Below are 6540 nucleotides of genomic sequence, written 5' to 3' on the forward strand. Positions count from 1 at the left end.
GGCGCGGGCCTGATCGCCGCAGCGGCAGCGGTGAGTCGTCCCTAGGCCAACCAGGCCGCGGTGCCGGGCGCGAGCCTGCCGCCCTCCAGCGGCCTGCTGGACAGCAGCAGCTCACCGGGCGGGATCGGCACCGGCGCGGCGGAGGTGTTCAGCGCGCAGATCAGTGAACTGCCCACGCGGCGGAACGCGAAGCAGCCCTCCGGGGCGCCGAACCACTCGACCTCCTCGCCGTGGAACGCGGGATGGTTCGCCCGCAGCTCCATCGCCTGCCGGTACAGCGACAGCGTCGACCCCGGGTCCTCCAGCTGCGACTCCACCGTGGAGCCGGCCCACTGCGGCGGAATCGCCGACCAGTCGGCGTCGGCCGCGGAGAAGCCGAACGGCGGCTGGTCGCCCTCCCACGGCATGAGTACCCGGCGAGAGCCGGGCAGGCCCAGTTCCTCGCCGTGCCGCAGGCATACCGCGCCGGGCAGCGCGAGCTGCACCAGCGCCATCGCCCGCACCGGGGTCAACGCGGCGTCGGAGCGCACCTGCTCGGTGTCCCGGCTGGCCATGGCCCACGCGGCCCGGCGGTCCCCGATCTTGCCCAGCACACCGGTGATCGCCGAACGCACCGATTCGGCCGCGAAGTCGGCGATGGCCAGGTCGAGGTTGAACTCCAGCTGCCACCGGCCGGAGCCGCTGCCGATCAGCAGCGCGTCCGGGCGGTCGGCCAGCACGGCGGCGGCCGTGCCGGACGGGTCGTCCCGCGGATCGAGGTGGACGCCGTCGATGCCGTGGTCGAGCCAGCCCTCCAGGACCGCCCGCGCGTCCGGGCGGCCGGGATCCAGGTCCATCGCCAGCAGCACGCGGATGCCGGTGTCGTGCGCCTCGGCCAGCAGCCGGGTGAACGCCTCGGCGGTGGGATCCAGGCCCGGAGCGCCCGCCAGCACGATCGCGTCCACGCCCAACAGCTCCAGGTACCCCAGGCGGGACCGCAGTCCGGCGAGGTCACCGGTGCCGTCGGCATCGCCGTCGGCGAACGAGCGCACGTCCACGCGGTAGCACACCGCGTTCCACCACCACGGGTGCTCGGTGTGCTCGCCGGGTGCGCCTGTCTCTCGCAGCGTCATCGCCGGCACCCGTCCCGGCGGCGGGGTTCGTTCAGAACCACGAGTTGACCATGCTCTGCGCGGCCATTTCCAGATACTCCCACAGCTGCTCGCGGTGCCGAGGCTCCAGGCCCGCCTCGTCGACGGCGATGCGCATGCAGCGCAACCACGCGTCGCGCTCGGCCGGGCCGATCTTGAACGGGGCGTGCCGCATCCGCAGCCGGGGATGGCCCCTGCTGTCCGAGTAGGTGTGCGGGCCGCCCCAGTACTGCATGAGGAACAGCCGCAGGCGCTCTTCGGCGGGCCCCAGGTCCTCCTCCGGGTACAGCGGGCGCAGCAGCTCGTCCTCGGCCACCTCTGCGTAGAACCGGGCCACGATCCGGCGGAAGGTCTCCTCCCCGCCGACCTGGTCGTAGAAGGTCTCCACGGAAGTCACCCCTCCATCCTCTCAGCAACCACCGCCGGGCGACCGCGGCCCGTTCCGGCCCGCCCGGCCGGTCGGCACCTGCCGGGCGGGCGGAGCACGTCAGTTCGTCTGCCTGCTGCTCGGTGGCAGCGGCAGGCCGTTCGGGTAGGGCGGCTGGATGCCCTCTTCGTCGTAGGTCCGCTTGATCTCGGCGCGCAGCGTGCGCTGCACCGCCCACTGCCTGCCCGGCCGGACCTTGGTGGTCAGCCGCAGCGTGATCGTGTCGCCGGTGATCTGGTCGACGCCCAGCATCTCCGGCGGCTCCAGCACGTCCTTGGCCAGCGGCTCGCTGCGGGCCGCCTCCTGCGCCACGCCGTTGGCGACTTCCACGGCCTTCTCCACGTCGCTGGTGTGCGCGATCGGCAGGTCCACCACCGCCACGGCGAACCCCTGGCTGGAGTTGCCCACGCGCAGGATCTCGCCGTTGCGCACGTACCAGACCGTACCGTTGAGGTCGCGCAGCGTGGTCACGCGCAGGCCCACGGATTCGACCGTGCCCGCGGCTTCGCCGAGGTCCACCCAGTCACCCACGCCGTACTGGTCCTCGACCAGCATGAACATCCCGGACAGGAAGTCCCGGACCAGGTTCTGCGCACCGAAAGCCACGGCCACGCCGAGCACACCGGCCGAGGCCAGCACCGGCCCGATCTCGATGTTGAGCACCTGCAGCGCGTAGATGGTGGCCATGCCGAAGATGACCAGTGAGGCGATCGACTTCAGCACCGAGCCGATCGTGCGGGCGCGCTGCATCCGGCGCTCGGACATCAGCTCGGCGGTCAGCGCGTCGGCCCGCCGCTCGCGCATCGGCTGCAGGAGTTTCGGGCCCCCGCCGTTGCCCTGGGTGAGGCGGTTGATCGCGCGGTGCGCGAGGTAGCGGATGCCGAACGCGATCAGCAGGATCAGCAGGATGTTCAGCGGTTTGGCGATGAGCAGGTCCGAGTAGCGGGCGAGCCACTGGTTGCCGGTCCATTCGTAGATGGTTCCGCACCAGCTCTCCGCATCCTCGACGCAACGGGGTTGGCTCAGCAGCGGCAGTGTCATGGGTCGGGGTCTCCATGCAGGTCATCCGGGGGAGGGCGCGGTGCACCGTCTCGGTCACCGCCCGGGTTCGTGGATGCCCCGCCAGCCACGAGCCCGATGCCGGCGCACCGCGCGCCCCGGGGTCACTCCAGTGCCAGTCCGGTGGCCTGTGCGAGGAAGGCGAGCTGGTCCGCCGACAGTCCCACGGTACGGGAGACCGAACGTGCGGCGTGTCCCACCTCCGTCTCCCTGCGCAGCAAGATCGGGCGTTCCGCCGGGTCGGATGAGGTGGCTTCCTGCAGCGCCGCGCACATCTTGCGGGCGTGGTTGGGATCCACCCGCGTGTCCGATTCGAAGACGGTGAACAGCACCGACGGGTACGGGGTACCCGGATGCACGTTGTGGTACGGCGAGTAGGACAGCAGCCAGTCCAGCTCGACCGGGTCCTCGGCGGTGCCGTACTCGTCGTTCCAGGTGCGGCCGAGCAGGAAGTGCTCGTAGCGGACCATGTCCAGCAGCGGTGCCGAGCACACGACGGCCCGGTAGAGCTCGGGACGCTGGGTCAGCGCGGCTCCCACCAGCAGCCCGCCGTTGGATCCGCCGGAGATCGCCAGCTGTTCCGGCGTCGTCCAGCCTTCGTCGATGAGGTGGCGCGCGGCCGCGTGGAAGTCGTCGAAGGTGTTCTGCTTGCGCTCGCGCATGCCGGCCTCGTGCCACTGCTCGCCCTCTTCACCGCCGCCGCGCAGCGCGGGCAGCGCCCACACGCCGCCCGCGGCGACCCAGGCCAGCGCGGTCGGCGCGTACCCGGGTTCGCGGGACAGCGAGAAGCCGCCGTAGCCGGTGAGGAATGCCGGACGCGGCCGGTCCGGTCCGTCGGCCGGGGTGAGCAGGAACATCCGCACCGGGGTGCCGTCGGCGGACCGGTAGGTCACCTGCCGGGTGCGCACCTGCGGAAGCTCGGTGGCACCGGGCGCCCGGTCGACGAGATCGGTGCGGCGCTCGGTGTGCGAATAGGCGTGCACGCACGGCGGGGTGGCGAAGTCGGTCCAGCCGATCCAGAGCCGGTCCCGCCCGCCGGTGGTGCCCTCGTCGACCGTGGTCAGCGCGGTGACCTGGCCGGTTCCCGGCAGTTCGACGGCGGAGTCGGCGCGACCGGTGGCCGGGTCGTGCAGGGCCAGTTCGGACACCGCGTGCCGGGTGCGCAGGACCGCCAGCCGGGGCGTGCCCGGGTCGAACCAGCGCACGGCTTCCAGCACCGAGTCCTCGTCCTCGCCGATGAGCTCGGTCCAGTTCTCCGGTTCCGGCGAGCGGGGGTCGGCCACGCACAGCCGCCAGCGCGGAGCGTTCAGCGTGGTCAGCACGTACAGCCGGCCGTCCCGATCCACCCACGCGCCGACCCGGTAGCCGTCGGTGGTGTCCACGATCTGCCGCAGCTCGGGCAGCTCACCGGACGCGGACAGATCGGCGATCCACACCGAATCCCGCCGCGCGGTGCCCGGGCTCCCCTCCACGATCAGCCAGCGGCCGTCGCGGGACACGGTGGTGCCGTAGTAGTAGGTGTGGTCCAACCCGTCGCCGAGCACGCGGACGTCGTCCCGGTCCGGATCGGAGCCGACGCGGTGCCGCCAGACGCGGCGGTGGAACTGCTCCTCGCCGTCCGGGATCTCCGCGGCGGGCAGCCTGCGCACGTAGAAGAACTCGGAACCGCCGGGCAGCCAGGAGATCGTGGAGTACCGGCATCGGTCGATCGGCCCCTCGACGGCGTCCCCGGTGGCCACGTCCATGACGTGCAGCAACGACTCCTCGTCACCGCCGACCGAGATCTGGTAGGCGAGCCGGTCGCCTTCCAGGCTCGGTGACCAGCTGTCCAGCGTGGTCAGTCCGGACGGGTCGAGCTCGGTGACGTCCAGCAGCACCCGCTCGGTGCCGTCGGATTCGCGCACGTGCAACGTCGCGAACTCCTGGCCGGGTTCGCGGCGGGTGAAGAACGCCCGACCGCAGCGCCACACCGGTGCGGACACCGATCCGGCGGACAGCAGCGAGTGCAACCGCTCGGCCGCCGCATCGCGCCCCGGCACCGCGTCCAACCGGGCGGCCGCGAGCTCGTCCTGGGCCGCGGACCACTCCGCGGTGCGCGGGTCGTCGGGGTCCTCCAGCCACCGGTACGGGTCGGCGACCTGCCGTCCGTGCAGGTCGTCCACGATGTCGTCCCGCTGCGCGGGCGGGTAGGTCAGGTGTGCAGCTCGAAGGTCGGTCACGGGGCCGACGATACGTGCGGCGGCCGGTGTTCCGGATCGTCCGGTTCGGTCCTCCCCGGTGCGGCGGGAATCCGCAACGCGGTCGTCCGGGCACGTTCCGGCGCGCACAACCCGCCGGGAGGGTGGTGCGGACGTGGTGAACGACACGTGCGTTCCGGCGGCGTCCTGTGTTCGACTGGGCTCGAAACCCCGGTGGAGGTGGTCGCGTGCCCGACCGACAACCGACCCGACAACCAGCGGTGCGCGGGGCGAAAGCTCCCGGCAACGCGCCGCGGGCCCACCTGTGCCTGACGAGCGGGACGGGGCCGGGTGCACCTGCGTGGCGCAAGCGGCGGGTGCTGCTGCTCAACACGACCTTCGAACCGCTCACGGCGCTGCCGCTGCGCCGCGCGATCGTGCTCGTGGTGTGCGGCAAGGCCGAAGTCGTGCACGGGGATTCGGCCGGGATGGTGCTGCACTCGGCGACTTCGGCCGTCGAGGTCCCCTCGGTGATCCGGCTGAGCACCTTCGTGCGGGTCCCGCACCGCAGCCGGGTCCCGCTCACCCGCGCGGCGCTGATGTTGCGCGACGGCCACCGCTGCGCGTACTGCGGTGCGCGTGCCGAGACCATCGACCACGTGGTGCCGCGCAGCCGCGGCGGGCCGCACACCTGGGAGAACTGCGTGGCGTGCTGCACCAAGTGCAACCACCGCAAGGCGGATCGGACGTTGGGCGAGCTGGGGTGGCAGCTGGAGACCGCACCCCGAGCGCCCCGGGGTCGGCACTGGCGGCTGCTCGCCGGGCTCTCCGATGCCGACCCGCTGTGGTTGCCGTACCTGGGTGAACCGGCGGCCTGACCCTCACCCGCTGATCCGCACGCCGGTGTCCCCGCTGATGCGCACCCCGGTGCGGCCGCTGATCCGGACGCCGCGGTGGTTTCCGCTGATGCGCACGCCGTGCCGGCCGCTGATCCGCACGCCGGCGTTCCCGCTGAACCGGACACCGCGACCTGGGCCGCTGACCCGGACACCGGTGTCCCCGCTGATGCGCACCCCGGTGCGGCCGCTGATCCGGACGCTGCGGTGGTTTCCGCTGAGGCGCACGCCGTGCCGGCCGCTGATCCGCACGCCGGCGTTCCCGCTGAACCGGACACCGCGACCTGGGCCGCTGACCCGGACACCGGTGTCCCCGCTGATGCGCACCCCGGTGCGGCCGCTGATCCGGACGCTGCGGTGGTTTCCGCTGATGCGCACGCCGTGCCGGCCGCTGATCCGCACGCCGCGCTGACCGCTGATCCGGACACCGCGACCTGTGCCGCTGACCCGGACACCGCGACCTGTGCCGCTGACCCGGACACCGCTGCGCCCGCTGATCCGCACGCCGGCGTTCCCGCTGATCCGGACACCGCGCCGGTTCCCGCTGATGCGCACGCCGTGCCGGCCGCTGATCCGCACGCCTTCGTCCCGTCCGCTGATGCGCACTCCGCTGCATCCGCTGATCCGGACACCGGTGTCCCCGCTGATGCGCACCCCGGTGCGGCCGCTGATCCGGACGCCGCGATGCGCCGCCGCCTCGCTGTGTTCGTTGCGTGTCCACCCAGCCATCGGGCGAGTGAAAAGGCTGGGCTGAGTGGCGGTTTCGGTGCCGAACATGGTGTGCCTCCCGCAGGCGAGAAGATCGTTTGAACGTATGTGATCAAGTACGCAAGACCCATACAGGTGAAAAG

6 protein-coding genes are annotated in these 6540 nt (G+C 72.2%); 1 reads left to right on the top strand and 5 read right to left on the bottom strand.

Features of this window, described 5'->3' with window-relative positions; genetic code table 11:
- Window positions 1-41: 41 nt before the first annotated feature.
- The 4 genes from IQ251_RS20240 to IQ251_RS08430 form a co-directional block, all read right to left on the bottom strand.
- Window positions 42-1112: an alpha-amylase family glycosyl hydrolase gene (locus tag IQ251_RS20240; RefSeq protein WP_193927919.1), complete on the bottom strand. Its 1071-nt coding sequence runs from the start codon at window positions 1110-1112 to the stop codon at window positions 42-44.
- A gap of 31 nt (window positions 1113-1143) precedes the next feature.
- On the bottom strand, window positions 1144-1518 hold the full coding sequence (locus tag IQ251_RS08420) for a globin (RefSeq protein ID WP_370591277.1): 375 nt from the start codon (window positions 1516-1518) through the stop codon (window positions 1144-1146).
- 99 nt (window positions 1519-1617) lie between these two features.
- On the bottom strand, window positions 1618-2598 hold the full coding sequence (locus tag IQ251_RS08425; protein ID WP_193927921.1) for a mechanosensitive ion channel family protein: 981 nt from the start codon (window positions 2596-2598) through the stop codon (window positions 1618-1620).
- 122 nt (window positions 2599-2720) lie between these two features.
- A complete protein-coding gene (locus IQ251_RS08430; protein WP_193927922.1) occupies window positions 2721-4835 on the bottom strand; it encodes a prolyl oligopeptidase family serine peptidase in 2115 nt (704 codons plus the stop codon).
- A gap of 206 nt (window positions 4836-5041) precedes the next feature.
- Between IQ251_RS08430 and IQ251_RS08435 the strand changes: the two genes are divergently transcribed.
- Window positions 5042-5671: an HNH endonuclease gene (locus IQ251_RS08435; RefSeq protein WP_370591276.1), complete on the top strand. Its 630-nt coding sequence runs from the start codon at window positions 5042-5044 to the stop codon at window positions 5669-5671.
- A 3-nt stretch (window positions 5672-5674) separates the two neighbouring features.
- On the opposite strand, the gene IQ251_RS08440 is transcribed toward IQ251_RS08435, so the two are convergent.
- Complete coding sequence (locus IQ251_RS08440) at window positions 5675-6418, bottom strand: right-handed parallel beta-helix repeat-containing protein (RefSeq protein ID WP_228046408.1); 744 nt, start codon at window positions 6416-6418, stop codon at window positions 5675-5677.
- Between the last annotated feature and the right edge of the window lie 122 nt (window positions 6419-6540).

It is taken from the genome of Saccharopolyspora montiporae (assembly GCF_015209505.1).
GTDB classification, from domain to species: Bacteria; Actinomycetota; Actinomycetes; order Mycobacteriales; family Pseudonocardiaceae; genus Saccharopolyspora; species Saccharopolyspora montiporae.

Bases quoted from the DNA above. Each gene is read 5' to 3' on its own strand.
- IQ251_RS08440 (WP_228046408.1), bottom strand. From the start codon at position 6,418: ATGGCTGGGTGGACACGCAACGAACACAGCGAGGCGGCGGCGCATCGC.
- IQ251_RS20240 (WP_193927919.1), bottom strand. From the start codon at position 1,112: ATGACGCTGCGAGAGACAGGCGCACCCGGCGAGCACACCGAGCACCCG.
- IQ251_RS08425 (WP_193927921.1), bottom strand. From the start codon at position 2,598: ATGACACTGCCGCTGCTGAGCCAACCCCGTTGCGTCGAGGATGCGGAG.